The organism is Bordetella genomosp. 8 (assembly GCF_002119685.1).
Lineage (GTDB): Bacteria > Pseudomonadota > Gammaproteobacteria > Burkholderiales > Burkholderiaceae_B > Bordetella_C.
In genome coordinates this window covers 2886716-2913375 of the sequence record NZ_CP021108.1, presented here as the reverse complement: position 1 = coordinate 2913375, position 26660 = coordinate 2886716, and the positions used below count along the sequence as shown (strand labels likewise).

Genomic DNA, 26660 nt, shown 5'->3' with positions numbered 1-26660 from the left:
AAATGATCGATGACGTCAATAATAAATCGTCAAATTAATCATTTCCATCTTTCACCGGTGCCGGATAGTCTGCCGACCTGTCAGGATTGGAGGCAAACACGCACATGGCCAAGGTACTGGACGGCATTACCGTCATAGAACAAGGGACGTTCATCACCGGCCCGGCGGCAGGCATGCTGCTGGGCGACCTGGGCGCCGACGTGATCAAGGTCGAGCAACCGGAAACCGGCGACCCCTTCCGCGCCTTCAAGGGCGGGCTCTACAGCCCGCACTACCAGACATACAACCGCAACAAGCGCAGCATCGAGCTGAACGTCAAGGATGCCGACGACGCCGCGCTGTTCGACGAGCTGATCCGCGGCGCCGACGTCTATATCCAGAATTTCCGTCCGGGCGCGGCCGAACGCATGGGTGCCGGCCCGGAACGCCTGCGCGAACTGAATCCCCGCCTGGTGTACTGCGCGATCAGCGGTTTCGGCCAGACCGGGCCGGCCGCAGGCCGTCCCGCCTACGACACGGTCGCGCAGGCCGCCAGCGGCTTCCTGAACCTGCTGGTGAATCCGGCCAACCCGCGCGTGGTGGGCCCGGCCATCGCCGATGCGTTGACGGGCTTCTACGCCGCATACGGCATCCTGGGCGCCCTGGTCGAACGCGCGCGCACCGGCGTCGGCCGTGTCGTCGAGGTGTCGATGCTGGAGGCCATGTGCCACTTCAACCTGGACGCCTTCACGCATTTCTTCGCGCAGGGCGAGATCATGGATCCCTACAGCCGGCCGCGGGTGTCGCAGTCCTACGCGCTTGCCTGCGCCGACGGCAAGAGGATCGCCCTGCACATGTCTTCGCCGGAGAAGTTCTGGCGCGGGTTGGCCGAAGCCATGGAACGGCCCGACATCCTGGCCGATGCGCGCTTCGCCACGCGCGAAGGCCGCATTGCCAACCAGGAAGCGCTGATCGAGATACTGGGCGGCGTGTTCGCCGGCCGCACGCGCGACGAATGGTGCCGCCGCCTGGCGGCGCACGACGTGCCGCACGCGCCCATGTACGACACCGCCGAAGCCCTGCACGACCCGCAGGCCCTGCACATGCAGCTTGAGGTGCAAGCCACGCACCCCACCCTGGGGCCCTGGCGCACCGTGCGATCGCCCGTCAGCTTCGACGGCGAGCGTCCCACCGACGTGACGCCGCCGCCGCTGCTGGGCGAACACAATACGCAGATCCGCGCCGAACTCGAACGGGCGCGGGCCACGACTTCCGAGAAGGACGCATCATGAAAATCGGCAAGGCCACCATTCCCAGTACCGCCATCTGCACGTCCGACGAGCACACCATCGTCGTGCGCGGCGAAGACCTGTGCAAGGACCTGATCGGCCAGATCTCGTTCACGGACTACTTCCATCTGCTGGTCACGGGACGGCGTCCCGACGCCGCCGCGACCACGGTGCTGAACGCAACGCTGGTCGCCATCGCCGAACACGGCTTCGTGCCCAGCGTGCAGGCGGCGCGCATGACGCTGGCCGCCGCGCCCGACGCCCTGCAGGGCGCGGTGGCGGCGGGCCTGTTGGGCTGCGGCTCGGTCATCCTGGGCGCTTCGGAGACCGCCGGGCGCCTGTTCACGGAAATCCGCGAGACGGCGGCGGCCCAGGGCGTGGACATCGACGCCGCCGCGCAGGTCGTCCTGAAACACTATGCCGCCGAAGGCAAGGCCATCCCCGGCTACGGCCATCCGCTGCACAAGGAACGCGATCCGCGCGTGGCTCGCCTGTTCGAAGTCGCACGGGGCTGCGGCGCCAGCATGGAATACATCGATATCGCCGAGGCGGTGGAACGCCAGATCCCGGGCGTCATCAACAAGGCCCTGAAGCTGAATGTCTCTGCGGCCATCCCGGCGGTGCTGCTGGGCGTGGGCTTCCCCTTGCAGGCGCTGCGTGGCGTGCCGCTGCTGGCGCGCGCCGCCGGCCTGATCGCCCACCTGAACGAAGAATTCCAGCAACCGGCGGGCTTCGCCCTGTCGTATCAGGCGACGCGCGAACTGCGGTATGAAGGCGAGGTCCCGGCCGGGTTCGGCAAGTCGGAACACTGAACGCATTACGGCGGCGATCGACGCAATCAAATGCGATCGAGCACGTTCGCAGGAACGACCAAACCAACAACCACAAGAACGGAGACAAGCATGAAGAAAGCATCGGTACATCCCGCCGGCCGGCGCGCCTTCGCGGCGCTGGCGCTGGCAATGGGCGCCCTGCTGCTGTCCATGCCGCCACGCGCCCAGGCGGCCGACTACCCGGATCATCCGATCAAGATGATCGTTCCCTTTGGCGCGGGCACCACCACCGACAGTGTCGCGCGCATCATCAGCGACGCCATGTCGAAATCGCTGGGCCAGCCGGTCATCGTCGAGAACCGCGCGGGCGCCGGCGGCTCCATCGGCACCGAATTCGTCGCGCGAGCCGCGCCCGACGGATACACGCTGGTGATGGGCACCGTGGGCACGCACGCCATCAACAAGGCGCTGTACCACCGCCTGGGCTACGACCCGATCCGCGATTTCGCGCCCATCGCCATGCCGGGATCGACGCCGACCCTGCTGGTGGTCAGCGCGTCATCGCCCTATAGATCGCTGAAGGACTTGGCCACGGCCGCGGCGCAGCCCGCCGGCATCAGCTTCGCATCGGCGGGCACCGGCACGTCAGGCCATCTGGCGGGCGAATTGCTGAAATCGCGCCTGGGCGGCACCATGGTGCACGTGCCCTACAAGGAAGGCAGCCAGGCCTTGACCGACGTGATGTCGGGCCAGGTGCAATTCATGTTCTACCATCCGATCGCCGTGCTGCCGCAGATCAAGGCCGGCAAGCTGCGCGCGCTGGGCACGTCCGGCGCGCAACGCAGCGCCGCCGCGCCTGATGTTCCCACCATCGCCGAGCAAACCGGCAGCGATTTCAACCTGGTGGCATGGTTCATGGTCTATGCCCCGGCCGCCACGCCCCCGGCGGTGCTGCAGAAACTGCGCGACGCGACCGCCGGCGTACTGGCCGACCCCGGCGTGGCCGCCAAGCTGCAGGGCCAGGGCGTCGAACAAGGCAACATCCCGGCCTCGGGGCTGGACGCCTTCGGCCGCGACGAACTCGCGAAATGGTCGACCCTGGTCAAGCAGTCCGGCGCGCAGGTGGATTAAGGTTCGGCCGGCCGCCGTGCCGTTCGTGCCCTTCCCTTTGTGCCCTTCGTACCCTTCGTACCATTCGTGCCCTGCGCGCCGTCGATGTCGTCCCGGCCCACCTCATCCATGACCGCGGGTATGCCGATTGCTCATCGCGGCGCGTTTTTCAACGTTGCGAGCGAGGTTCACCATGGAAGGCACCAATCTTCATACCGGTGTAACGCCGGCATCCCTGGGCAAGCGCGAGTCATATGGCTCGGCAGTATCGTGGGGCGCGGTCCTGGCGGGCGCGTTCGTCACGGCCGCCACCTACCTGATGCTGCTGCTGGCCGGCGCCGGCTTCGGCTTCGCGTCCATGTCGCCCTGGGGCGGCGAAGGCGCTTCCGCCAAGACACTGGGCATCGGCGTCATCATATGGCTCGTCATCATCCAGATCATCTCGGCCGGGCTGGGCGGCTATATTGCCGGCCGCATGCGCACCAAGTGGGTCGACGTCCATACCGATGAGGTCTATTTCCGCGATACCGCGCACGGCTTCCTGGTGTGGGCGGTCGCGGCGGTGGTCAGCGCCTTCCTGCTGGGATCCGGCATATCGTCGGCGGTAAGCGGCGCGGCCAAGGTCGGCGCGGGCGCGGTGTCCGGCGTCGGCGCTGCCGCGGTATCGACGGCGGCCTCGGCGGGGGGCAACGGCAGCGGCGCGGGCGGCATGCAGGGCCAGTCGATGCAGTACTTCGTCGATAGCCTGTTCCGTTCCGATCGCCCCGATGCGTCGCAGGGTGACGCCGCGAAGGCCGAAGTCGGCCGCATCGTGGCCGTGAGCATCGCGCGAGGCTCCATCACGCCGGAAGACAAGACCTACGTCGCGCGCGTGATCGCCACGCAGACCGGCGTCGACCAGCCCACCGCGGAAAAGCGCATCGACGATGCGATGAACCGCGCGAAGCAGACGGCCGACGAGGCGGCACAGAAGGCCCGCGAGGCGGCCGACCAGGCACGCAAGGCCGCGGTGGGATTCGCGCTGTGGGCCTTCCTCTCGATGCTGATCGGCGCGTTCTCGTCCAGCTATGCCGCCACGCGCGGCGGCCGCACGCGCGATTCGGTGTTGTGACCGGCATGGGAAACGGGACGCCGCCGCGCCTCGTTTCCCTGCTTCCCCGCCTGCCCGTCCCCTGTCCGTAACGCGGGCAAACGGGTCCGGTCACCTGCCCGCGACGCGGGCGAAGTGGCGCATCAGGGCGGCATCGAAGGCGGCGCGGTTTTCGATATTGGGCAGATGGCCCGCGCTGGGAATCATCTCCAGCACGGATCGCGGAATGCGCCGCGCGAGGCTGGCCATCTCCGCCGGCAGCACGCCATCGTCCTCGCCGCAGATCAAGGTCACCGGCAGATCGACGCCGTCCAGGCCATCGCGAAAATCGAAATCCTTCAATGCGGCCGCGGTACCCGCAAAGCCTTCCACCGGCGTATCGCAGATCAAGCGATGCACGACGCGCACCGCGTCCGTTTCCCGCCCCGCTGCCCCGAACCATCGCGCGATGGTGGACGACGCCAGCGACTGCATGCCTTCCGCGCGCGCCAGCGCGATACGTTCGTCCCAGGGGCCGGCGAACGACGGCGGCGAGTCGGCGCGCGCGTCGCAGATGACGGCGCTGGACAGTCGTCGCGGATGGCGCACGGCAAGGTCGAAGGCGATCATGCCGCCCAGCGACAGCCCGACCAGGTGCACCGCATCGATCTCCATCGCGTCCATCAGCGCGATCACGTCGTCGCCCAACTGGCGCATGGTGTATGGCGCCGGGGTCACCGTACTGGCGCCATGCCCGCGCGCATCGTAGGCGATGATGCGATAGCCGGCCTGGCGCAGCAGGCCGAACTGTCCTTGCCACATCGCATGCGTGGTCATGATGGAATGGCTGAACAGCACGCACGGCGCATCGGGCGGACCGTCTTCCACGATGGCGAAGCCGGCGCCGCCGGCCTGGACGATACGGGTATCAGGCTGGGTCATAGGGTGAAATCCTGTGTGATCGAGGCCGCCGCATGTCGAACCGCGGCGGTGCGTGCCGGACCAGATGATAAAAGACCTGCCGCATGGGAGTATCGCGCCATGGGGCATGGGGGCATGAGAGCGCCGGGCATCGGGGGCATTGACGATGCCCCTCGCGCCGGGCTTATAATTTTTAGAAATTTGCTTATTTCCAATAGAAATTAGCCAATATTCATTCTCCGGAGGCCCGCCATGCTCCTGCGCCAATTCTTCGACGCCGCTTCGTCCACCTATACCTACCTGATCGCCACCGGCACGGGTGGCGAGGCGCTGATCATCGATCCGGTCAAGGAGCGCCTGCCGGACTACGCAAGCCTGCTGCGCCAGCTCGACGTGCGTTTGCTGCATGCCATCGACACGCATACGCATGCCGACCACATCACGGCGCTCGCGGATCTATCCGACGCGACGGGCTGTGCCACGGTGATGGGCGAATACACCAAGGCCGACTGCGTGGCGCGGCGCGTGGTGGATGGTGAAATCCTTCGGGTCGGCGACATCGAGCTGCAAGGCATCTATACGCCCGGCCATACCGAGGAATCCTTCAGCTTCGTGCTGAATCCCGCCCGGCCGATGGCGGTCTTCACCGGGGACGTCCTGCTGATACGCGGCACGGGGCGCACCGACTTCCAGGGCGGCGACCCGCGACGTTCGTGGGATTCCATCGTCAACAGGCTGTTCCGGCTGCCCGACGACACCATCGTCTACCCCGCCCACGACTACCGCGGCTGCACGGCGTCGACGATAGGCGAGGAAAAGCATCACAACCCGCGACTGGCCGGCAAGACCGAAGCGGAATACGTGGCCATCATGAACGGGCTGAACCTGCCCCGTCCCCAGCTGATGGATATCGCGGTGCCCGCCAACCTGGCCTGCGGCCGCGTCTGAGCGCTCAATCCGGCGCGTTCTTGTCCGGCATGATGCGCATGATCAGCTCCACCCGCCGGTTGGCGGCGCGGCCTGCCTGCGTGTCATTGCTTTCCAGCGGCTTGGTATCGGCGTAGCCCACGGCGCGCAGGCGCTGCCCATCGACGCCATCGTGCACCAGTTCGCGCAGCACCGACGTCGCGCGGCTGGTCGACAGGTCCCAGTTCGACGCAAACTGCCGCGTCAGGATGGGCACATTGTCGCTATGGCCTTCCACCGACACCGGGTACTTGCTGCGATTGATCACATCGGCCAGTTTCTTGATCAGCGGCCCGCCTTCCTTGCTCAACGTCGCCTGTCCCGAGGTGAACAGCAGTTCGTTGCTGATGCGAAAGCTGACCGTCTGGCGGTTGATCCGCACGTCCACCGATTTACCCAGGTCGGCCAGGCCCAGTTCCGCGGCGGTCGGCATCTTGATCGGGGGGGCGGGCGGCTCCAGCGGCTCGGCCGGCGCGGTGGCCACCGGTTCGGGCGGCGGGTCAGGCAGCCGGGACCACGCTTCCGGTATCCGCGGCAGGTCCGCCGCCCAAGGCTCGACGGGACCGGGCGGCAGCTTGGCCAGGCTGACGCCGGCGGCGACCTGCGGCGGCTTGGCGCCCGGGCCTGGGCCGATGCGCGTCAAGGCGAGCATCACCACGAACAGCGCCAGCAGCAGCGTGATCAGGTCGAGATAGGTCATCAGCCAGTTGTCGGGTTCCCGATCCAGGGTCTCCGGCACGTGCCAGCGCTCGTAGCGGTTGCGCCGTACGGTCTTGGTGCGCTCGCGACGCTGGCGTTCTTCTTCTTCAGCCTTGCGCCGTATGGCGATGTCTATCCACGACGCGCGGGACGGATTCGAGCTCATGGCCGTTGCGAGCCTGCACGGCTGCGCAGCGTAGCGGCATCCACCATGGGAGTACCACCCATGGTCGGCGCGGTGCGCGCCGGCGCCTGGCGCGTCGCCCCGCGACTGCTGCCCGCGGCGGTTGCGGCACCGGCGCCGCTGGCGGCGGTTGCGGTGGCCTTGGGCGGGGTTTTCTTCCTGGGCGGCTGTTCGCGGATCTCGTCCTCCAGGTTCTGCATGAAGGAATTGAGGGTTTCGCGCACCACCGCCGGGCCGCGCCGTTCGGACATCATGGATATGCCCTGCAGGATCATGTTCATCAGCACCAGCCGCTGTTCGGTGCGTCGCTCCAGCTTGATGGCGATGGGCTTGCAGATCAGGTTGGCCAGCAGGATGCCGTAGAAGGTCGCGATCAGGGCGATGCCCATCTGCTTGCCGATGACGTCCATCCCTTGCGAGCCCAGCACCGTCATCAGGTTGACCAGGCCGATCAGGGTAGCCAGCATGCCGAAGGCCGGCGCGAAGCTTGCCATGGTGCGGAACATCTGCGCTTCGGCCTGCTCGCGCGCGCGCATGCGGGCGATGCGCCACTGCAGGAGTTCGATGATCTGCTCTTCGGGCGTGTTGTCGATGATCAGTTGCACGCCGGTGCGCAGGAAGGGATTGGTGACCTTCTGCAGTTCGCGTTCGACGTTGTGGACGTCCGAACTGGCCCAGCTGTGCGCCAGGGCGACCAGTTCATCGATGTCCCGCTGCATGTCCAGCTTTTCATTGCGGAACACCAGCCGCAGCAACGGGGCGATCCGGCGCACTTCCGTCATCGGATAGCCGATGAACAGCGCGGCGGCCGTGCCGCCCAGCACGATGCCCAGGCCGGGCAGGTTGACGAAGGCGATCGCGTCGGGCGACGACGTGAATATGGCGGCCGCCAGGGTCACGACGGCGACCGCGATACCGATCAGGGTTGAAGCATTCATTGTGGGGCCCATGAAGGCAGCCGGCCCGGGCATCCGGCCGGCCAGGGTCCCGCGCGAGGGGCGAGACAGGGGAATTCTAGTAAGCCCGCCCCGGACTCAACGGCCGCAAAAACGACCTAAAACCCCCCGAAACCGGCCGATCGCCGCCGACACGGGTAGCGTCCCCGATAACTCCCGTGGCGTCCCCGATAACGCCAGCGGCGATTCCGGCGGGCTCTGCGGGCCCCTGATACAAAAAAACGCCGGCTATGGAAGGATTCCGCCCCGCCATCCGTCTACCCCCGTATCGACCCATACTTTCGATACGAGGACGCGATGACCTTACGCATAGCCCGCAACCGCCGCATGGCCGCCCTGGCCCTGGCGGCTGGCCTGGCGCTGGGGGGCGCCGCCAGCGCCGCCGGCGGCGATGAAGCCGCCTTCCTGGCCGAAAACAATGCCGCCATGGACCGCATGATGGCCGGCATGGAAGCGAATCCCAGCGGCGACGTCGACCAGGATTTCGTCGCCATGATGATCCCGCACCACCAGGGAGCCATCGAGATGGCGCAGGCGGAACTGCGCCACGGCCGCAACGAGCAGCTGCGGCGCATCGCCCAGGAAATCATCGTCGACCAGCAGCAGGAGATTGCCGCGATGCGCCTGGCGCTGGGCCAGCCGCTGCCGCCCTCCGTGCCGTCGCCGACCCAGCCGCGCGGCGCGGGGACCACCGCGGCGCCCGGGCAATGACGTGCCTGGCCGGGCGGCACGCCCCGCCGGATCGGCTATCGTCAACGGTCATGAAACGGTCCAGGGCCGGGTCACGCCGTTCCCGTGCCCGAATGCTCGACACGACGAGGAGTCGAAGTTGGACGATATGATGCGGCTCGTCGAGCCGCTCATACCTTCGCTGCGCCGCTACGCCAGGGCCCTGCTGCACGATCCGGCGCTCGCCGACGACGTGGTGCAGGACTGCCTGGAACGCGTCATCGCGCGCTGGCACCAGCGGCGCGAGGACGGCGACACCCGGAAATGGGTGTTCGCCATCCTGCACAACATGGCGATGGATCATCTGCGGCGGGTCCGTCCGCGCGCGGCCGATGTGCCGCTGCACGACGTGGACGAAGCCATGCTGGCCGTGCGTCCCGCGCAGGACGATGCCCTGCATTACAAGGACGTCGTGCGCGCGCTGGAACAGTTGCCGGACGAACAGCGCAGCGTGTTGCTGCTGGTGTCGGTGGAAGACATGTCATATGAAGAAGCGGCCCGGGTGCTGGACATCCCGACTGGTACGGTCACATCGCGGCTGGCGCGGGCGCGCGAGAAACTGCTGCGCATCATGCGCGTGGCCGACGGCGTCGGCGCGCGAAATGGCCTGGACAATGAAGACGACGCGCGCGACCGCCGGCGCCCGCTGCTGCGGAGAGTGAAATGAACCGGGACGAATCGCCCATTCGCGAAGAAGACCTGCACGCCCATGTGGACGGCGTGCTGCATGGCGCCCGCCGCGCCCAGGTCGAGGCCTACCTGGCCGGCCACCCCGAGGTCGCCGACCGCATGCGCCGGCACGCCGAACTGCGCCGCCGCCTGCGGGACGAGCTGGCGCCCGTGATGGAGGAACCCATCCCGCCGGAACTTGACCTGGCGCGCATGGTGGAAGCGCACCGGCAGCGCCGCCGCATCCCCTGGCGCATCGCCGCGTCCATCGTGCTGGCGCTGGGCGTCGGCGGCCTGGGCGGCTGGAACCTGCGCGGCGGCATGGCGGGCCCGGATACGGGCATCGGCGCGCCGGCGGCCACGCAGGCCGTCGCCGCGGCGGGCGGCATCGCCGCCCTGGCCCGTGAGGCCGCCGCCAGCTACCAGGTGTATGCCGCGGACCCCACGCGGCCCGTCGAAATGCCCGCCACCGACAGCGCCCAGCTGGTGGCGTGGATATCGCAACGGCTGGATCGCCGCATCGCCCTGCCCGACCTGGGCGCCGCCGGCTACCGCTTCATGGGCGGCAGGCTCGTCGCGACCGAACACGGCCCCGCGGGGCTATTCCTGTACAACGACACCCACGGCACGCGCATCGCCATGATGGTTCGCCCCATGGCGGTGGAAGGCGACACGCCGATGTCGGCGCACAAACAGGGCGACGTGTCAGGCTATGCGTGGTCCGACCAGGGATTGGGCTACAGCCTGATGGCGCCCGCCTCCCTGCCGGACATCCATCCGGTGGCCGACGAAGTGCGGCGCCAGGTGGACGGCGCACCCCGGCGGGGATAGGCGGCGAATAAGCAGCGAATGCGCGGCGCGCCTCAGAACTGGAAATAGATGAACTCGGTCCTGCCGAAGACGCCGAACAGCAGCACGTAGTAGGCCAGGCCGACGCCCGCCACGGTGTTCAGGGGTGCGATCGCCGCCAGCCGCCGCAGGCGCTCCGGGCGATGGACCAGCTGGTAGTCGACGACGAACAGCAAGGCGAGCGACAGCGCCAGCACGGCGCTCTGGAACGCCGACAGGCCCAGTGTATTGAAGACGCCGTAGGACATCGTCCCAGGCGCGCCCAGATGGTGGAAGACGTTGACGGCATCCGACAGCGAGCCGGCGCGGAAGAAGACCCAGCCCGCCAGCACTAGCAGCAGCATCCACACACGTCCCGCCATCGACGAAAGGCCCGGCAGCGCATCGGCCAGCCACCGCTTCAACGGGGTATCGCGGAACCAGCGCTCCACGACCAGGCCCAGGCCATGCAGCGCGCCCCACGCCACGAACGTCCACGCGGCGCCGTGCCATATGCCGCTCACCACGAAGACGATGATGATATTGCGCACCGCCGCGCCTTCGCCGTTCCGGTTGCCGCCCAGCGGCATATAGAGGTAATCGCGGAACCATGACGACAGGGAGATATGCCAGCGCCGCCAGAACTCGGTCAGGCTGGCCGAGAAATACGGCTGCCTGAAGTTGATCATCAGCTCGTAGTCCATGATGCGCGCCGCACCGCGGGCGATGTCCGAATAGCCGGAGAAGTCGCAATAGATCTGCACCGCGAACAGGACGGCCGCCAACATGTGATAGCCGCTGGAATATGCGTCGGGGGTGGCGTAGATCCCGGCGACGAAGGGCGATATCGCGTCGGCGATGCACATCTTCTTGAACAGCCCATAGCCGATCAGCCAGCCGCCGCTGACCAGGTTGTCGTAGCGGAACACGTGGCGACGGCGGAACTGCGGCAGCATGTGGCCGCCCCGCTCGATGGGTCCCGCCACCAGTTGGGGAAAGAAGGAAACGTACTGCGCGTAGGTCACGAAATTGCGCTCCGCCGGGATGCGTCGGTTGTAGACGTCCAGCGTGTAGCCCACCGACTGGAAGGTATAGAACGATATCCCGACCGGCAATATCAGGCCCAGGGCATAGGCCGGGATCTCGATGCCGAAGAATCCCGTGATCCCGACGATGTTGGAGATCACGAAGTCCAGGTACTTGACCGTGCCCAGGATGCCCAGGTTGATGCCCAGGGCGGCAATCATCGCCAGGCGCCGTGCCGCCTGCGTGCGCGACCTTTCCATGGCCAGCGCGGTGGTGTAGTCCACCACCGTGGTGAAGGCCAGCAGGATGGCGAACGACGGACGCCAACCCATGTAGAACAGGTAGCTGGCCACCAGCAACACGAGCGGCTGACGCTTCGCCGGGACCGCGAAGAAAACGGCCAGGAAAACGGCGAAGAAGGCGAAGAATTCGAATGAGTTGAATAGCATCAGTTCAACAGCCCGGTGTCGGCGACCAGGCGCGCCAGATCGCTCGTATATGCCGTCGCGCCCAGGGGATTCAGGTGCACGGCATCCGAGTAATCCTTGGGCGGGTAGATCCAGTAGTCGGGTCCGACGATGCGCATGCCGGGGTGACCGGCGACGGCCAGGTCGCGGCCGGCATCGGCCGCCGGCGGCGCGGCCTGCGCATGCATGCGCATATTGCCGGGCACCAGGATCACCTTGAAGCCGTGTTGGCGCGACAGGCGGTCCAGTTCGTCCAGCACGAACGAAGCGCCAGGGATGTCGCGCGGCAGGAACTCGGCAGGATGATCGGTCGGAATCGCATAGTCGTCCGGCAGCTCGCCGCTGGGGAAGAAGCTCTGCCCCTTGATGAAATACCATCCGCGCTGCGACAGCATGCGATCCCGCTCATGGCGCCCTTCCTCGTAGCGCTGGCGGAATTCGAAATGGCTGGTGGCGACGAAGGCCACCAGGTCGCGAGGCAGGTCGCGGAACGGGATCAGCGTGTACAGGATGGTTTCGTCGTCGCGCAACTTGTCCAGCAGGGTCGGCCGCGGCTTGTTGTCCCAGGGTATGGTCAGGAACACGTGCGTGGGGATATTGCCCGCCGCGATCGCCGCATTCAGTATCGGCAGGATGCGGCCGTCGCCAGGCAAGCCCAGGTTGTACGAGTGCACGCCCGGCTTGAACGCGGCATCGAACTGCTCCGGCCGGAAGCCGGCCAGGGTCTTGCTGTTGCCGAATACCAGGATCCGCGCACGGTCTTCGGAAGAAAACATGCGCGCCTTGACCAGCGACTCGAACTTGGCTTCCAACACGACGTCGGCGCCGGGACGGATCAAGGGCAGTGCCTGGTAGCAGGCGTCCAGCAGCACCCACACGGCCGCCGCCATCAGCAGGAAGCGCGTCAGCGCCCTGGCCGGCGTGGCGGCGCGCGCAGCGCCCGCCTGTCCCTCCAGCGCCATGCTCATGGCGCTCAGGGACTCCACGTTTTCGTCTTGCATGATGAACGCGCTTCCTTTCGACCTGAACCCGGAAGCCCGCCGTCCAGCCCTGGCCGCCACGGAAAAAAGGCCAAGTCGTATCGAGCGCTGCCCAAGCCGGTCGCTTTACATTTTGTCAGGTACAGCGATTTGGCTGCATCCTGGCATGCCGCGCCTCATCCTTTCCATCCGCTATTCGCATGAGCCGCGTGCCTGGCCTTCTCGCGGCACAGGCGCACGAAGGTTTCCACCGCGACATTGGGGGACCGGGACTTCAGCGTCGTCGCCGATATGCGCCTGCGCGGCCGCATGCGCGCCGCGAATGGCAGCAGCATCAGTCCGTCCATGTTGAAGGACGCGGTGGTCGACCGCGGAAACACGCCATAGCCCAGGCCGGCGACGATCAGGCCGATCATGGTGGCCACGTGTTCGACTTCGTAGGCGGGCACGAAAGACTCGCCCCGCTTCAGGTATTCCCTGTCGATGATGTGCCGCACGCCGCTGCCGCCCTTCTTGGCGATCTGCGGATGGCCGACCAGGTCTTCCCAGGTGATGCTGCGGCGCGCCGCCAGGGCATGGCGATCGGCGCACAGCACGACCAGGTCGTCCATGAGCACATCGCGCTGCAACAGGTCGCCGGCGTCGTCCCGTCGCGGCGTCAGCGCCAGGTCCACCGCGCGCGTGCGCACGAGTTCGATGGCCTCGTCCGACAGCACGTCGTACAGCCGCAGGTCGACCTGGGGATAGGCGGCCGCATAGGCGCCGATGATGCCGGGCAGGAAGCTGGCGGCCAGCGAAGGCGCCATCGCCAGCGACAGGCTGCCGCGTTCGCCGGCGGCGTGGCGGCGGATGTGGGCCAGCCCGTGCGCGACGTTGTCCAGCAGGCCGCGCGCGATGGCGGCGAATTCGGCCCCCACCTCGGTCAATGCCACGGTACGCGTATCGCGATCGAACAGTCGGGCGCCTATCGTTTCCTCAAGCCGCCGTATGTTCGCGCTCAGCGCCGGCTGCGAGAGATGCACGATGGCGGCCGCCTTGCTGAAGCTCAGCGTATTGGTCACCGCCAGGAAAGCCTCGAGCTGCTTGATCGTGATACTCATAATTTGAATGAATAGATATATAGAAAAATGAAAATTCACGAATCAAACCGACTTTACTACAGTGACTCCATGCATACGCAAGGAGGCATACCATGAGCGCGCAAGCAAACGCCTTACCGCAAGGAAACAAGATATCCGTGGTTCCCACCGGCGCGGCGCTGGGCGCCGACATCGTCGGCTACGACATGCGCCGCGCGCCCACCGCCGAAGCGCTCGCGGTGATCGAGCAGGCCTGGGCCGACCATCTGGTGTTGCGCTTTCGCGGCAATCCCGGCCTGGCCGCCGACCATCTGATCGCCTTCTCCAGCGCCCTGGGGCCGCTGGACAAGCGGCCGGTCAAGGGTTCGATACGCGGCGGCACCAACGACCTGCCGCTGGAAATCAACGTGATCTCCAACATCATCGTCGACGGCAAGCCCATAGGCGGCCTGGGCGCGGGCGAGGCGGAGTGGCATTCCGACATGACCTACAAGGACGTGCCGCCCAAGGCCAGTTGCCTGTATTCCCTGGAAATCCCGCCGGCCGGCGGCGGCACCAGCTTCGTCAACATGTACAAGGCCTACGAGGACCTGCCGCCCGCGCTGAAGCAGCGCGTCGAAAACCTGAAGTGCGTGCACGACGCCAGCATCAACAGCACCGGGGAGCTGCGCGAAGGCTATGCGCGCGTAACCGATCCCCGCGACACGGTGGGCGCCATTCATCCCGTGGTCAAGGTGCACCCGGTCACGGGCCGCAAATGCCTGTTCCTGGGGCGCCGCCGCAACGCCTATCTGGTGGGCCTGCCGCTGGAAGAAAGCGAAGCGCTGCTCGATGAACTGTGGGCGCGCTCCACCCGGCCGGAAGCCCGATGGACGCAGATCTGGCAGGTCGGCGACGCCATCCTGTGGGACAACCGCTGCACCATGCACCAGCGCGACGCCTTCGACGCGTCCAGCAGGCGCTTGATGTACCGCACGCAGATCGGCGAACGCCTGGCGGCGTGATACGCCGCGCGGCCAGGCCGCCGGCTGGCGCGCCCCGCAGAGGGCGCCCGCGATGACATCCCCGCCCTCGCGGCGGGAAACGAGAGGAGACAGCAGCATGGACAAGCAAGCGGCATTGCCCGGCGGCGGGCCGTGCGCACACCCGCCAGCGCCCCTGATCGCGCGCCTGGCCACACGCCTTCTGGCGCACGCCGTCCTGGCCTTGGGCCTGAGCGTCGCGGCCGCGTCGGCCCGGGCCGACGCCTACCCGCAGCATACGATCAACAAGATCGTGCCTTTCGCGCCGGGCGGTCCGACGGACGTCTTCGCCCGCGTGCTGGCCGACAAGCTCGGCCGCCAGCTCGGCCAGTCGGTGATCGTCCTGAACCGAGGCGGTGCGGCGGGCAATATCGGCGTGGCGCAAGCCGCGCGTGAGACGCCGGACGGATACACCATCCTGTTCAGCACCGCTTCCATCGCGGTTGCCCCATCCGTGTACAGGAAGCTGGCATATGACGCCAACAAGGATTTGCAGCCGGTCGCGCTGGTGGGGTCCTGTCCCGCGCTCGTGCTGGTGGCGCCCGATGGCCCCGCCACCATCCAGCAACTGGTCTCGACCTTGAAGGCGGCGCCGGGCAAGTACAGCTACGCGACGTCGGGCTACGCCAGCGCCACCCACCTGGTGACGGAATTCTTCAACCGCCAGGCGGGCGTGGACGCTTTTGTGGTGCCGTACACCGGCTCCGGTCCCGCGCACCAGAACATGATCGCCAAGCGCCATCTCTACACCTTCGAAACGGCCAGCTCGGCGATGTCGCTGGTGCGCAATGGTTCGCTGAAGGCCATCGGCATCGCGGCCAGTCACCGGTCGCCGGAACTGCCCGACGTTCCCACCATCGCGGAAGCAGGCATTCACGGCGTCGACGCATCGACGTGGAACATGGTGTTCGTGCCGGCCAACACGCCCATGCCCATCGTGGACAGGTTGAACAAGGCCATCAACGCTGCACTGTCCGACCCGGCCACCGCCGACAAGCTGAAAAGCCTGGTCATCGAGGTCACGGCGGACTCCACCCCCGCGTCTTCCGCCGCTTACCTGAAGAGCGAGATCGACCGCTGGGCCGGCATCGTACGCACGTCCGGCATCAAGACGATGGAGTAGCATCCGCATGAAAGTGGAATACGCCGCGGTGCGGCAGGTCGCTTTTCCCCTGACCGTCCCCTACAAGCTTTCGACGGGCGACAAGGTGGTGTTCGACCCGTACATCGTCGAGATCCAGGCGGGCGGCGGCGTGGGCTGGGGCGAATGCATGGTGTCCGTCGGGTACACCACCGAGTCGCGCGCCGACTCCTGGCAGGCCCTGCAGGACATGGGACGCCGCATACCGGGCATGACGCTGGAGCAGGCGCGCGCGGTGGTCGACGGTCATGCCGCGCGCCTGCCCGGGGTGTGCAGCGCCATGCATGGCGCGCTGGACATGCTGGCCGGACATGCCCTGCTGCGGGTGCGCCAGGATGAGCACGTGCCCCTGCTCGCCCCCTGCCAGCAGGACGACGAACATGCCTTGCGCGACGAAATCGCGCAATTGGTCGAGCAAGGCTTCCGCACCTTGAAGGTGAAGGTCGGCTTCGACTGGCGCAGGGACCTGGAACGGGTGCAACGCATCCAGCGCGTCGCCGCGGGTCGCGCGACCCTGCGGCTGGACGCCAATCGCGGCTACGACAGCGCGGACGGCATCCGCTTCGCCGCCCGGATCGATCCGGCCGGCATAGAACTGTTCGAACAGCCGTGCGCATCGGACGACTGGGCCGGCAATGCGGCGGTGGCCGAACGTTCGACCGTCCCGGTCATGCTGGACGAGTCCATCTACGGCGTCGACGATATCGACCGGGCCGGCGCCATTCCCAATGTGGGCTACGTCAAGCTCAAGCTGAAGAAGATCGGCCGCCTGGACGATCTGCGCGCCGCGCTGGACCGCATCCGCGCCCTGGGCATGGTGCCGGTGCTGGGCGACGGGGTGTCGCTGGAAATTGCCTGCTGGATGGAGGCCTGCGTCGCGGTCGCCGCCATCGATAACGCCGGCGAAATGAACGGCTTCCTGAAAGCCCGCGAACGGCTGCTGGAAAATCCCCTGCGCTTCCAGGACGGCGGCATCCTGCTGCCGGCCGGATACCATCCGATCGTGGACCGTGCCGCGCTGCGCGGCCATCTGGTGCAGGAGCAGGCCTGGCACGCGCCCCGGTAACTTCGTTGTCATTCAAGCGTCATAGCATCCCTTGCAGCACACAGGGAGCAGGACGTGAACGGGATAGACGAGGAACTGGTACGGCGCATACACCGTGACCTGGCGGACCATTACGACGAAGAACTCGAGCTGGAGCTGGAAGACCGCACGCTCGAGGAACTGCAGGGCGAAGCGGCCCACATGCCCACGGACGAGGAAAAAGCCTGGCGGCGCACCTACTTCCGCGAGCTGTTCCGCTTGCAGGGCGAACTGGTCAAGCTGCAGAACTGGGTCGTCGCCACCGGCCATAAGGTGGTCATTCTTTTCGAAGGCCGCGACGCGGCCGGCAAGGGCGGCGTGATCAAGCGCATCACACAGCGGCTGAATCCCCGCGTCTGCCGCGTGGCCGCCCTGCCCGCGCCCAACGACCGCGAGCGCACGCAATGGTATTTCCAGCGCTACGTGTCGCACCTGCCGGCCGCCGGCGAAGTCGTCCTGTTCGATCGCAGCTGGTACAACCGCGCGGGCGTCGAGCACGTCATGGGCTTCTGCAACGACGAACAATACGAAGCCTTCTTCCGCGACGTGCCCGAGTTCGAGAAGATGCTGGTCCGCTCCGGCATCCAGTTGATCAAGTACTGGTTCTCGATCACCGACGAAGAGCAGCACCTGCGCTTCCTGGGACGCATCAACGATCCGCTGAAACAGTGGAAGCTCAGCCCCATGGACCTGGAATCGCGGCGCCGTTGGGAAGCCTACACGCGCGCCAAGGAAACCATGCTGGAACGCACGCACATCGAGGAAGCCCCCTGGTGGGTGGTGCAGGCGGTCGACAAGAAGCGCGCCCGCCTGAATTGCATCGCGCACCTGTTGACGCAGATGCAGTACCACGAGGTCGAGCGTCCCGGCATCGTCCTGCCGCCGCGCGAACGCCACGCCGACTATGTGCGCCATCCGGTTCCGGCCGAGATGATGGTCCCCGAACGCTATTGACCTGCCTGAAGAGGTACATCCATGAATACCGCATCCGACACCGCGGCGCTGCCGTCTTCCCACGGCGCCGCGCATCGCCAGGTCGCCCGTCCGCGCTTCGACCAGCGGACCGGCCCGGCCACCGTGGCCGTGTTCGTCGGCCTGCTTGTCATCGGCATCCTGTACAGCGGCTACAGCCTGTTCCACGACGTCGATTCCTCGAACGCGCCGACCACGTCCTGGCTGCCTTTCGCGCTGCTGGGCGTGGCGCTGCTGATCGCCCTGGGCTTCGAGTTCGTCAACGGCTTCCATGACACGGCGAACGCGGTCGCGACGGTGATCTACACGCATTCGCTGCCGCCGAACTTCGCGGTGATGTGGTCGGGCATGTTCAATTTCATCGGCGTGCTGGTGTCCAGCGGCGCGGTCGCCTTCGGCATTATTTCGCTGCTGCCGGTGGAATTGATCCTGCAGGTGGGGTCGGGCGCGGGCTTCGCCATGGTGTTCGCCCTGCTGATCGCCGCCATCCTGTGGAACCTGGCCACCTGGTGGCTGGGCCTGCCGGCGTCATCGTCGCATACGCTAATCGGCTCCATCATCGGCGTGGGCGTGGCCAACGCGCTGATGAACGGCCGCGACGGTACGGCCGGCGTGGACTGGGCGCAAGCCACCAGCGTCGGCTACACCTTGCTGCTGTCGCCCGTGGTGGGTTTCGTCTGCGCGGCGCTGCTGCTGATCGTGTTGCGGGCCTTCGTCAAGAACCAGGAGCTGTACCAGGAGCCCAAGGTCGACAGCCCGCCGCCCTGGTGGATCCGCGGCCTGCTGATCCTGACCTGCACGGGCGTTTCGTTCGCGCACGGCTCCAACGACGGACAGAAAGGCATGGGCCTGATCATGCTTATCCTGGTCGGCACGGTGCCGCTGACCTACGGCCTGAACCGCGCGATGCCGGCCAACGATATGAACCGCTTCGCCGCGGTGGCGCAGGCTACCCAGCAATCGCTGGCGAAGGCGGCGCCCGGCGCCGCGCCGGCCGATCCGCGCAAGACCCTGACGACGTACATCCGCACCAACGAAATGAATGCCGACGTGGTGCCCGCGCTGGCCGCGCTGACCGGCTCCATCGGCTCGCAGGTCGGCCACTACGGCACGCTGGCTGCGGTGCCCGCCGATGCCGTCGGCAACGTCCGCAACGACATGTATCTGGCCTCGGAAACCATCAGCCATATCAAGAAAAAGGGCGGCGCGGGTTTCGACCACGACACTCAGGCCAACGTCGACGCCTTCAAGCAGGAGCTGGACGCTTCCACCAAATTCATCCCCCTCTGGGTCAAGGTGGCCGTGGCCATCGCCCTGGGCCTGGGCACCATGGTCGGCTGGAAGCGCATCGTGGTCACGGTGGGCGAAAAGATAGGCAAAACCCATCTCACCTATGCGCAGGGCGCGTCCGCCGAGGTCGTGGCCATGCTGACCATCGGCGCGGCGGACATGTACGGCCTGCCGGTGTCCACCACGCACGTACTGTCCTCGGGCGTGGCCGGCACCATGGCCGCCAACCGGTCGGGGCTGCAGCTGGCGACGCTACGCAACCTGGCGCTGGCCTGGGTGCTGACGTTGCCGGCCGCGATGCTGCTGTCGGGACTGCTGTACTGGGCGCTGCGGCACCTGTTCTGAAATCAGAACAGGCGCAGCTTTTTCAGGAGCAGCAGCATCCCGGCGCCCAGCGCGCCCATCAGGCCCAGCACCCACCAGAACGCGCCCGGGGTCTGCAGCCCCGGCACGTCGGCCATGTTCATGCCGAAGATGCCGGACAGCAGGGTGCCGGGCATCAGCAAGGCGGTCAGGATGGACAGCACCATCAGGTTGCGGTTCATCTCTTCGGCCATCTGCGAGGCGATCTCTTCCTGCAGCAGCTTGGCGCGTTCGTACAGGGCGTCGATGGTGCCGGCCAGACCGTGCAGCCCGTCGATGACCTGGGCCAGGTGGTCGCGCGCATCGCTGTCGGCCCACTCGTGGCGCAGGGTGCACAGGCGGCCCAGTATGTTCCGCTCGGGATTGATGTAGCGGCGGAATTCCGCCAGTTGCCGTCGCACGGCGCTGAGCGCGCTACGGTCGGCCTCGCGCCGGTCCGACAGCACGGACGCCTCGATATCGTCGACCTCGTCGGTCAAGGCTTCCAGCCTTTCCTGGAAGCCTTCGTGCAGGCATTGCAGCAGGCCGGCGAGCAGGTTCAGCGTGCAATCGTAGTCGGCACCCTCCTCGACCAGGCGACGCAGCTTGTCGGTGGACCGCAGCGCGCGGGTACGCACGGTGATCAGCCGCGTGCCGTCCATGAAGAAATGCAGCACGCCTTTTTCATCGTCCTGGGCTTCGGTGTCCATCTTCAGGTCCACGAGCAGGCCGTGGACGCCGCTGTCGGTGACGTGCAGGCGCGGACGGCTGTCGCGGCCCGCCAGGAAGTGACGCGCCGCCTCCGGGATATCCTGCGCATGCTCCAGCCAGTCATGGATGCGGCTGTCGGCGATCTTCAGGTGTATCCAGGTGAATTCGCCGGGCCCGGCGGGCGCGCCGTCCTGGATGTCGGCCCAGTTCAGCCGCACGGGCTGCCCGCCACCGAAACGAAAGGCGCAGATCAGGCCGCCAGGTCCGGCCGTCAGGGTAAGCAGGCCGCGTGTATGGCTTTGTTGGCTGGCAAGCGGATCCGTGCGAACGGTAGTATCCATGAGGCGGCGAAACGGGAGTCGGTCGAACAGGCGCCATCAATACCGTTGCCCCATGACGCCAGTATGACAACGTGTCCGCCCTAAGTGTGTTGTCAGCCGGCGACTGTACCCTTCCGGGTAGCGACGGCGCCGGCGGTATCGCTGGTGCCGCGTACAACGAAAACAACAACGGAGACATGACAATGACGTTCGTAGACACGTTCCTGGAAACGGTCGCTATTCGATGGAAAACCGCCGCGCGCGGCGTCCTGGGCGGGCTCGCCATGGCGGCGCTGGCCATGGCGACCATGGCCGGGGCCATGGCCGCCCCACCCACGCCCGCCGCATCGCCGACGCCCCCCGCTGCCGCCGTGCCGCCCGTGCCGCCGCACAATGCGGCCAAGCCGCTGACCCTGCAGGCCCAGGGCAGCTTTTTCGTCGGCGGCCGCGAAGTGCGTTCGGATACCTTGTCGACGGCCCCCGGACGCGGCGCCGAAGGCACCATCACCGTCGACCAGATGTACGTCAGCTACCAGATACCGCCGCGCGCCAGGCGCTATTCCATCACGCTGATCCACGGCTGTTGCCTGACCGGCAAGACCTGGGAAACCACGCCGGACGGCCGCATGGGATGGCAGGAATACTTCGTCCGCAAAGGCTATGCGACGTACACCATCGACCAGGTCGCGCGCGGGCGCTCGGCCTTCGATCCCTCGGCCATCAATAGCGTGAAGATGGGCAAGACGGCGCCCGACACCCTGCCCGCCCTGTTCGCGGCGGGGCATGAGGAAGCCTGGACGGTGTTCCGCTTCGGTCCCGAGTATCCCAAGCCCTACCCCAACCTGGCCTTTCCACTGGAAGCCCAGGCCGAACTGTGGAAGCAGCTGGTGCCCGACTGGTTCGCGGCCCTGCCGTCTCCCAACCCCACCGTGCCCAATCTGTCGACCCTGGCCCGGCAACTGCGCGGCACGATCCTGATGAGCCATTCGCAAGGCGGCGTATACCCCTTCCAGACGGCCGCGCTCAGCACCGAGGGAATCGCCGGCATCGTCGCGATAGAGCCGACGGTATGCCCCGCGGCGACCGGCGATCTCAAACCCTACACACGGCTGCCTATCCTGGTGGTATACGGCGACAACGTCGAGATCGCCCCGCGCTGGGCGCCCCGCTTGCAGAAATGCCGCGAATTCATCGATGCCGTCGCCAAGGCTGGCGGCAACGCACGGCTGGTGGAATTGCCGCAGGTCGGCTTCCAGGGCAATTCCCACATGTTGATGCAGGACCGCAACAGCCTGAAGGTGGCCGACTGGCTGCTGGACTGGATCGACCGCAATGTCGAAGAAAAGCCGAGGCCGCGCGCCGCGGCTTCCGCCGGTTGAAAGAGGAGACAACGATGCAAAGACGTCAATTGCTCGGTTTGCTGGCAACGGCCCCGCTGTGGTCGGTGGCGCGCGCGGACGATGGCCTGATGCCGGTCGCGGTCAACCAGACCACGATCGAAAGCGGCCCCTTGCTGATCGGCAATCCCCCGGGTATCCGCGTGGTGCGCCTGCCCAACGGGCGCGCGGCGTCGGCGCAGCTGGTCGGTGGCCAGGCCGACGCCGCCACCGGCAGCGAAACCCAGGCCACGCTCAGCGCGGTGTTGCAGCCGCAGTTGCGCATCATCCTGACCTTGGCCGAATGCCATTACCGGATGGTGGGCCGCCGCAGCGCCGGCATACACCGCATCGCCGATTTGCGCGGCAAGCGTGTCGCCTATACGCCGGCGACGTCTTCCGAGTACTTCCTGCTTGTCATGCTGCAATCGGCCGGCTTGACGCTGGCCGACGTCACGCCGGTCAAGCTCGAACCCGAGGCCATGCCGCCCGCCCTGGTACAGGGCCAGGCCGACGCGATGGCGATGTGGGAGCCTCACCCGCAGAATGCCATCGACCAGATCGGCAAGGACGCTATCGTGATGACAGATCCGCGCAAGCCGCCACACGCCTACTTCGAGCGGTTCAATCTGAACACCACCACCGCGGTGTTGAATGATCCGCGGCGGCGCGATGCGCTGGTGCGCTCGGTGAAGACGATCGCCGAGGTGTCCGGGGAATTGAGCGCCCATCCGCGCAAGTATTGGCCGGCCTTGTCCAAGGCCGTCAACGCGCCCGTGTCCGTCATCGAAAAAGCATGGCCGCAATTCCGCTTTCCGGCCCGGCTGGATACCGAGTCGCTGATGACGGTGCTGACCGACATGGAGCCCTGGGCGGCGGGCGTACAGCGGCGTGCGCCGCGCACGCGGGAGGAACTGGCGCGGATGATGGACACCAGCGTGGCTCGCGACGCCGGGCGATGACGGCGGGGATACTCGTGCATCATGTGCCATCCGGGCAGCCTGTGCACGCCTTGTGCGCCCGCCTCCGTACGGCCACGATCCCGACGCAGGTTTCGAGCCGACCCGGTCGGCTACCTAAGTGTGATTAAGGAATGGCATCAGCCCCGATTCCTGGCTGATGCCATGCAGCATCGATGTGCCCCAAAGTGTGGCCCCGCGCGGGCGCCCGCGCTCACTGAGCGAAGTCGCAATTGTTCCTTGGCCGGGCTCGCTGTGTAATCGCCGCCGGCCTGGCGTGCCATCGCGGCTTATGCGCCAACGCCGCCACAGAGCGCGGCCAGTGGCGCGCCGTGCGCCACTGCCGCATCACGCACGTTCATCGCCGGATACATCGAGGTCCACATCATGCGCAGCCATTTGCACCGCCCCGTGGCGCTTGCCTTCGCCTTGTCCATTCCTTGCGCGGCGAACGCGCAGACCGCCCCGGCGGTCCTGCCGAGCTTCTCCGTGACGTCCGAACAGATATACCTTGCCAATACGACGGACCAGGAGATCGTGCTGTATGTCGAGTCGGAGAACACGCAGCGCACCGAATATCACCTGCTCCCCGGCACGGCGCGAACGCTCAGCGGCGAGCCCGGAGACAGGTGGCTGAACATCGAGATGCAAGCGGGGGCCTCGTCGGCGGGTGCCGCCACCGCCGCAGCAGGATCGGGGCCGGGCACCCGGCCTTAGCCGCCGCAGGGTCATGGGGCTGTGCTATATAAACGCACCGCCAACGTATCCCTGCAAAGATGCCCGCCTGGATCGAAGTTTTCCTGCTGTTTCTCCGCCTGGGTTTGACGTCCTTCGGCGGTCCGGTCGCCCATCTGGGGTACTTTCGCGGCGAATTCGTCGAACGCCGCAAATGGCTGGACGAACACGCGTATTCCGACATCGTCGCGTTGAGCCAGTTCCTGCCAGGGCCGGCCAGCAGCAAGGTCGGCATGACGATAGGCCTGATGCGGGCCGGCTGGGCTGGCATGCTGGCCGCCTGGGTGGCGTTCACCCTGCCCTCGGCGCTGCTGCTGATCGTGTTCGGCCTGGGCCTGTCCCGTTACGGCGGGCTCGCCGGTTCAGGCGCGGTCCATGGCTTGAAGATCGTCGCCGTGGCGATCGTGGCCCAGGCGGTATGGGGCATGGCGCGCTCGCTGTGCCCAGACCGGCCCCGCGCCATGCTGGCCATCGCCGCGACCTTGCTGACGCTGCTGCTGCCTACCGCGTGGAGCCAGGTGGGCGCCATCGTGGCCTGCGGCCTCGTGGGCGCCGTGCTCCTGCGCGTCCCGCCACGGCCCTTGCCCGCGGCCATGACCTTGAACATCGGCACGCGCACCGGGGCCGTCGCCATCGTGCTGTTCTTCTTGCTGCTGGCCGGCCTGCCCTTGGTGGCGGAGCTGACGGGACAGGCAGGGCTGGCGCAGTTCGCCGGCTTCTATCGTTCCGGCGCGCTGGTGTTCGGTGGCGGCCACGTGGTGCTTCCGCTGCTGCAGTCCACCGCGGTCGGTGGCGGCATGGTGTCGAACGCCGACTTCCTGGCCGGATATGGCGCGGCGCAGGCGGTGCCGGGACCGCTGTTCACGTTCGCGGCCTTCCTCGGTACGGTATCCAACGGCCCGTTGTCGGGCTGGGCCGGCGGGTTCACCATGCTGCTGGCGATTTTCCTGCCCGCCGCGCTGCTGGTGGTGGCGGCATTGCCCTTCTGGCATTTGCTGCGCACGCGGCCGGGCATACAGAACACGGTCGCGGGCATCAATGCCGGCGTGGTGGGGATATTGCTGTCCGCGCTCTACAACCCGGTCTGGACCAGCGCCATCGGATCGCCAGCGGATTTCGGCCTGGCCTTGCTATGCTTCGCGCTGCTGACGGTCATGCGCTGGCCGCCGCTGTTGATCGTTGCCATCGCCGCGGCCGGCGGCTGGTTTATGGCAGCCATCGGGTGAGCCGCACCAGACATGAATTCGTAAGTTCTCCCATGCTACAACCCGCCCGCCGCACACTAAGCATCGGTTGAAGCATGAACATCTCGCAGCGCATCGCCGCCACCCTCCTGCTGGCCTTCGTTTCCCTGTTGTTCGTCGGCCTCTACGGGATCCACGCCCTGCAGCTGGACGAGCGACGATCCGACGCCTTCCAGATGGACATCCTGCCCTCGCTGGAAACGCTGACGACACTGCGTGGACTGATCACCGCCGAACGCCTGACCCTGGCGCAGACCATCCTGTTCCAGGACGACAAGCGGCAGGCGGAAGTCGCCAAGGTGCTGGACGACGAGGATCGCCAGTACGACACGCTGCTGGATCGCTACGCCTCCACCTACGTCAACGACGACGCCCAGGACGCCAGCCTGGTCCAGCGCGACCGGCAGAACCTGGCCGCGTTCCGCCAGGCGCGCACCGCCGTGGTGGAGAGATCCCGCGCCCACGACGTCCCGGGCGCGCTGGCGGTACTGGCCCCCGGCGGCAATTTCTTCACCGTCGTGGCGAAGCAGACCGACGACCTGGACCACCACGTGGACTACGTCAAGCGCGCCAGCGCCGACGTGCATGCCGCCAATTTCGCCACCTACCAGCGCACGGTACGCATATTCATCGGGGTCATGACGCTGGCGGCGCTGGCGCTCCTGTTGATGGGCACCCGCACCTTCATCGGCATACGGCGCGGCCTGCGGGACATGCGCGGCACGATGCAATACGTCAACCAGGCGCTGGACCTGACCCGCCGCGTGCCCGTGCGGCGCATGGATGAAATCGGCGCGGCGGCATCGGCGTTCAATGAACTGATGGCCCGCCTGGGCGCGGTGCTGCGGGCGGTGGATCGTGGCAGCGAGGCCGTCAGCGTCGCCACCCGTCAGATTTCCGCCGGCAACGCCGACCTGTCGGCGCGCACCGAAAAACAGGCCGCCGCGCTGGAACAGACCGCGGCCAGCATGACGCAGTTGGCGGAAACCGTCCGCCAGAATGCCGACAACGCACGCGAGGCCGACGGCCTGACCGTCTCCGCCACGCAGGTCGTCGATACCGGGCACGCGGCGGTCCAGCGCATGGCCGTGACCATGGCCGACATCACCGCCCGCTCAGGAAAGATCGCGGACATCACGACCCTGATAGAAGGCATCGCCTTCCAGACCAATATCCTGGCCTTGAACGCCGCGGTGGAAGCCGCCCGCGCGGGCGAACAAGGCCGTGGCTTCGCGGTGGTGGCCACCGAGGTGCGGGCATTGGCCCAGCGCGCGGCGGCCGCCGCCAAGGAGATCAAGGTCTTGATCGAGGCATCCGCATCCAGTGTCCGCGACGGCGCGGCGCAAGCCGGCGAAGTGGGCCATGCGATGGACGAGGCGCAAGCAGCCATCCAGCGCGTGGCCGCCATGGTGGGCGAGATCGCCGGCGCTTCTGCCGAGCAGAGCCAGGGTATCGGGCAGGTTACCCAGGCGGTGGGACAGATGGACGAGGTCACACAGCAGAACGCGGCGCTGGTCGAAGAGGCCGCCGCCGCGGCGGCGGCCCTGCTGGATCAGGCGGAAACGTTGCGGCGCGCCGTGGCGGTGTTCCGGCTGCCGGAGGAAGCGACGGCGATCGCCGTGGCGATGCCGGCCGCCGCTCCGCCTTTCCCCGAACGGCTGGGTTTGCTGTCCCAGCCGACCTGACAATCCAGCTTAAGTTTATCTTATAAGTGATTGATTAAACTCGAATTTAATATCG

At 66.9% G+C, this 26660-nt stretch carries 25 protein-coding genes; 18 read left to right on the top strand and 7 right to left on the bottom strand.

Annotated features, from left to right (window positions below):
• Positions 1-104: 104 nt before the first annotated feature.
• From CAL12_RS13280 to CAL12_RS13265, 4 genes are all read left to right on the top strand, one after another.
• Positions 105-1271, top strand: a complete 1167-nt coding sequence (locus tag CAL12_RS13280) for a CaiB/BaiF CoA transferase family protein (protein WP_086064874.1) — start codon at positions 105-107, stop codon at positions 1269-1271.
• On the top strand, positions 1268-2080 hold the full coding sequence (locus CAL12_RS13275) for a citryl-CoA lyase (protein ID WP_086064873.1): 813 nt from the start codon (positions 1268-1270) through the stop codon (positions 2078-2080). Before CAL12_RS13280 ends, CAL12_RS13275 begins: the two co-directional genes overlap by 4 nt.
• 90 nt (positions 2081-2170) lie before the next feature.
• Entirely contained in the window at positions 2171-3172 is a 1002-nt protein-coding gene (locus CAL12_RS13270) for a Bug family tripartite tricarboxylate transporter substrate binding protein (protein ID WP_086064872.1), read from the top strand.
• A gap of 172 nt (positions 3173-3344) precedes the next feature.
• On the top strand, positions 3345-4262 hold the full coding sequence (locus CAL12_RS13265; protein WP_198298443.1) for a hypothetical protein: 918 nt from the start codon (positions 3345-3347) through the stop codon (positions 4260-4262).
• 90 nt (positions 4263-4352) lie between these two features.
• Here the strand turns inward: CAL12_RS13265 and CAL12_RS13260 are convergent, their stop codons facing one another.
• Positions 4353-5162, bottom strand: coding sequence for an alpha/beta fold hydrolase (locus tag CAL12_RS13260; RefSeq protein WP_157792975.1), 810 nt, complete (start codon positions 5160-5162; stop codon positions 4353-4355).
• A gap of 231 nt (positions 5163-5393) precedes the next feature.
• Between CAL12_RS13260 and CAL12_RS13255 the strand changes: the two genes are divergently transcribed.
• Positions 5394-6089: an MBL fold metallo-hydrolase gene (locus CAL12_RS13255; RefSeq protein WP_086064870.1), complete on the top strand. Its 696-nt coding sequence runs from the start codon at positions 5394-5396 to the stop codon at positions 6087-6089.
• Between the two features lie 4 nt (positions 6090-6093).
• Here CAL12_RS13255 and CAL12_RS13250 read toward each other — a convergent pair whose 3' ends face one another.
• Together CAL12_RS13250 and CAL12_RS13245 are read right to left on the bottom strand one after the other, a co-directional pair.
• Positions 6094-6972: an OmpA/MotB family protein gene (locus CAL12_RS13250; RefSeq protein ID WP_086064869.1), complete on the bottom strand. Its 879-nt coding sequence runs from the start codon at positions 6970-6972 to the stop codon at positions 6094-6096.
• A complete protein-coding gene (locus tag CAL12_RS13245; RefSeq protein WP_086064868.1) occupies positions 6969-7928 on the bottom strand; it encodes a motility protein A in 960 nt (319 codons plus the stop codon). Before CAL12_RS13245 ends, CAL12_RS13250 begins: the two co-directional genes overlap by 4 nt.
• A 315-nt stretch (positions 7929-8243) precedes the next feature.
• On the opposite strand from CAL12_RS13245, the gene CAL12_RS13240 reads away from it, so the two are divergent.
• The 3 genes from CAL12_RS13240 to CAL12_RS13230 all read left to right on the top strand — a co-directional run bounded on the left by CAL12_RS13240 (position 8244) and on the right by CAL12_RS13230 (position 10175).
• Entirely contained in the window at positions 8244-8657 is a 414-nt protein-coding gene (locus tag CAL12_RS13240; protein ID WP_086064867.1) for a DUF305 domain-containing protein, read from the top strand.
• A 127-nt stretch (positions 8658-8784) separates the two neighbouring features.
• On the top strand, positions 8785-9342 hold the full coding sequence (locus CAL12_RS13235) for an RNA polymerase sigma factor (RefSeq protein ID WP_198298486.1): 558 nt from the start codon (positions 8785-8787) through the stop codon (positions 9340-9342).
• Positions 9339-10175: an anti-sigma factor family protein gene (locus tag CAL12_RS13230; protein WP_086064865.1), complete on the top strand. Its 837-nt coding sequence runs from the start codon at positions 9339-9341 to the stop codon at positions 10173-10175. The genes CAL12_RS13235 and CAL12_RS13230 overlap by 4 nt, the downstream gene beginning before the upstream one ends.
• A 32-nt stretch (positions 10176-10207) precedes the next feature.
• Here the strand turns inward: CAL12_RS13230 and CAL12_RS13225 are convergent, their stop codons facing one another.
• The 3 genes from CAL12_RS13225 to CAL12_RS13220 form a co-directional block, all read right to left on the bottom strand.
• Entirely contained in the window at positions 10208-11647 is a 1440-nt protein-coding gene (locus tag CAL12_RS13225; RefSeq protein WP_198298442.1) for an MBOAT family O-acyltransferase, read from the bottom strand.
• On the bottom strand, positions 11647-12666 hold the full coding sequence (locus tag CAL12_RS28285; RefSeq protein WP_198298441.1) for a hypothetical protein: 1020 nt from the start codon (positions 12664-12666) through the stop codon (positions 11647-11649). The genes CAL12_RS13225 and CAL12_RS28285 overlap by 1 nt, the downstream gene beginning before the upstream one ends.
• 155 nt (positions 12667-12821) lie before the next feature.
• Positions 12822-13745: a LysR family transcriptional regulator gene (locus CAL12_RS13220; RefSeq protein ID WP_086064863.1), complete on the bottom strand. Its 924-nt coding sequence runs from the start codon at positions 13743-13745 to the stop codon at positions 12822-12824.
• Between the two features lie 92 nt (positions 13746-13837).
• Here CAL12_RS13220 and CAL12_RS13215 point away from each other — a divergent pair, with 92 nt between their 5' ends.
• The 5 genes from CAL12_RS13215 (at position 13838) to CAL12_RS13195 (ending at position 19578) form a co-directional block, all read left to right on the top strand.
• Positions 13838-14728: a TauD/TfdA dioxygenase family protein gene (locus tag CAL12_RS13215; RefSeq protein ID WP_086064862.1), complete on the top strand. Its 891-nt coding sequence runs from the start codon at positions 13838-13840 to the stop codon at positions 14726-14728.
• A 97-nt stretch (positions 14729-14825) separates the two neighbouring features.
• Entirely contained in the window at positions 14826-15869 is a 1044-nt protein-coding gene (locus CAL12_RS13210; RefSeq protein WP_157792974.1) for a Bug family tripartite tricarboxylate transporter substrate binding protein, read from the top strand.
• A gap of 7 nt (positions 15870-15876) precedes the next feature.
• Positions 15877-16953 (top strand): mandelate racemase/muconate lactonizing enzyme family protein, encoded by a 1077-nt coding sequence (locus CAL12_RS13205; protein ID WP_086064860.1) that lies wholly within the window; start codon positions 15877-15879, stop codon positions 16951-16953.
• Positions 16954-17007: 54 nt separating this feature from the next.
• On the top strand, positions 17008-17925 hold the full coding sequence (ppk2, locus tag CAL12_RS13200) for a polyphosphate kinase 2 (protein WP_086064859.1): 918 nt from the start codon (positions 17008-17010) through the stop codon (positions 17923-17925).
• Positions 17926-17946: 21 nt separating this feature from the next.
• Entirely contained in the window at positions 17947-19578 is a 1632-nt protein-coding gene (locus CAL12_RS13195) for an inorganic phosphate transporter (RefSeq protein WP_086064858.1), read from the top strand.
• Between the two features lie 2 nt (positions 19579-19580).
• Here the strand turns inward: CAL12_RS13195 and CAL12_RS13190 are convergent, their stop codons facing one another.
• Complete coding sequence (locus CAL12_RS13190; protein ID WP_086064857.1) at positions 19581-20627, bottom strand: CorA family divalent cation transporter; 1047 nt, start codon at positions 20625-20627, stop codon at positions 19581-19583.
• Positions 20628-20809: 182 nt separating this feature from the next.
• Here CAL12_RS13190 and CAL12_RS13185 point away from each other — a divergent pair, with 182 nt between their 5' ends.
• The 5 genes from CAL12_RS13185 to CAL12_RS13165 all read left to right on the top strand — a co-directional run bounded on the left by CAL12_RS13185 (position 20810) and on the right by CAL12_RS13165 (position 26605).
• Positions 20810-21985 carry an esterase gene (locus CAL12_RS13185; RefSeq protein ID WP_198298440.1) on the top strand — a complete coding sequence of 392 codons (1176 nt, stop codon included), beginning with the start codon at positions 20810-20812 and terminating at the stop codon, positions 21983-21985.
• 14 nt (positions 21986-21999) lie between these two features.
• Positions 22000-22944, top strand: a complete 945-nt coding sequence (locus tag CAL12_RS13180) for an ABC transporter substrate-binding protein (protein WP_086064856.1) — start codon at positions 22000-22002, stop codon at positions 22942-22944.
• A gap of 384 nt (positions 22945-23328) precedes the next feature.
• A complete protein-coding gene (locus CAL12_RS13175; protein WP_086064855.1) occupies positions 23329-23658 on the top strand; it encodes a hypothetical protein in 330 nt (109 codons plus the stop codon).
• 59 nt (positions 23659-23717) lie between these two features.
• The gene (gene chrA / locus CAL12_RS13170; protein ID WP_086064854.1) at positions 23718-24902 is read left to right on the top strand and encodes a chromate efflux transporter; all 1185 of its coding nucleotides are present in this window, start codon (positions 23718-23720) and stop codon (positions 24900-24902) included.
• 74 nt (positions 24903-24976) lie between these two features.
• Entirely contained in the window at positions 24977-26605 is a 1629-nt protein-coding gene (locus CAL12_RS13165) for a methyl-accepting chemotaxis protein (RefSeq protein ID WP_086064853.1), read from the top strand.
• Positions 26606-26660: the final 55 nt, after the last annotated feature.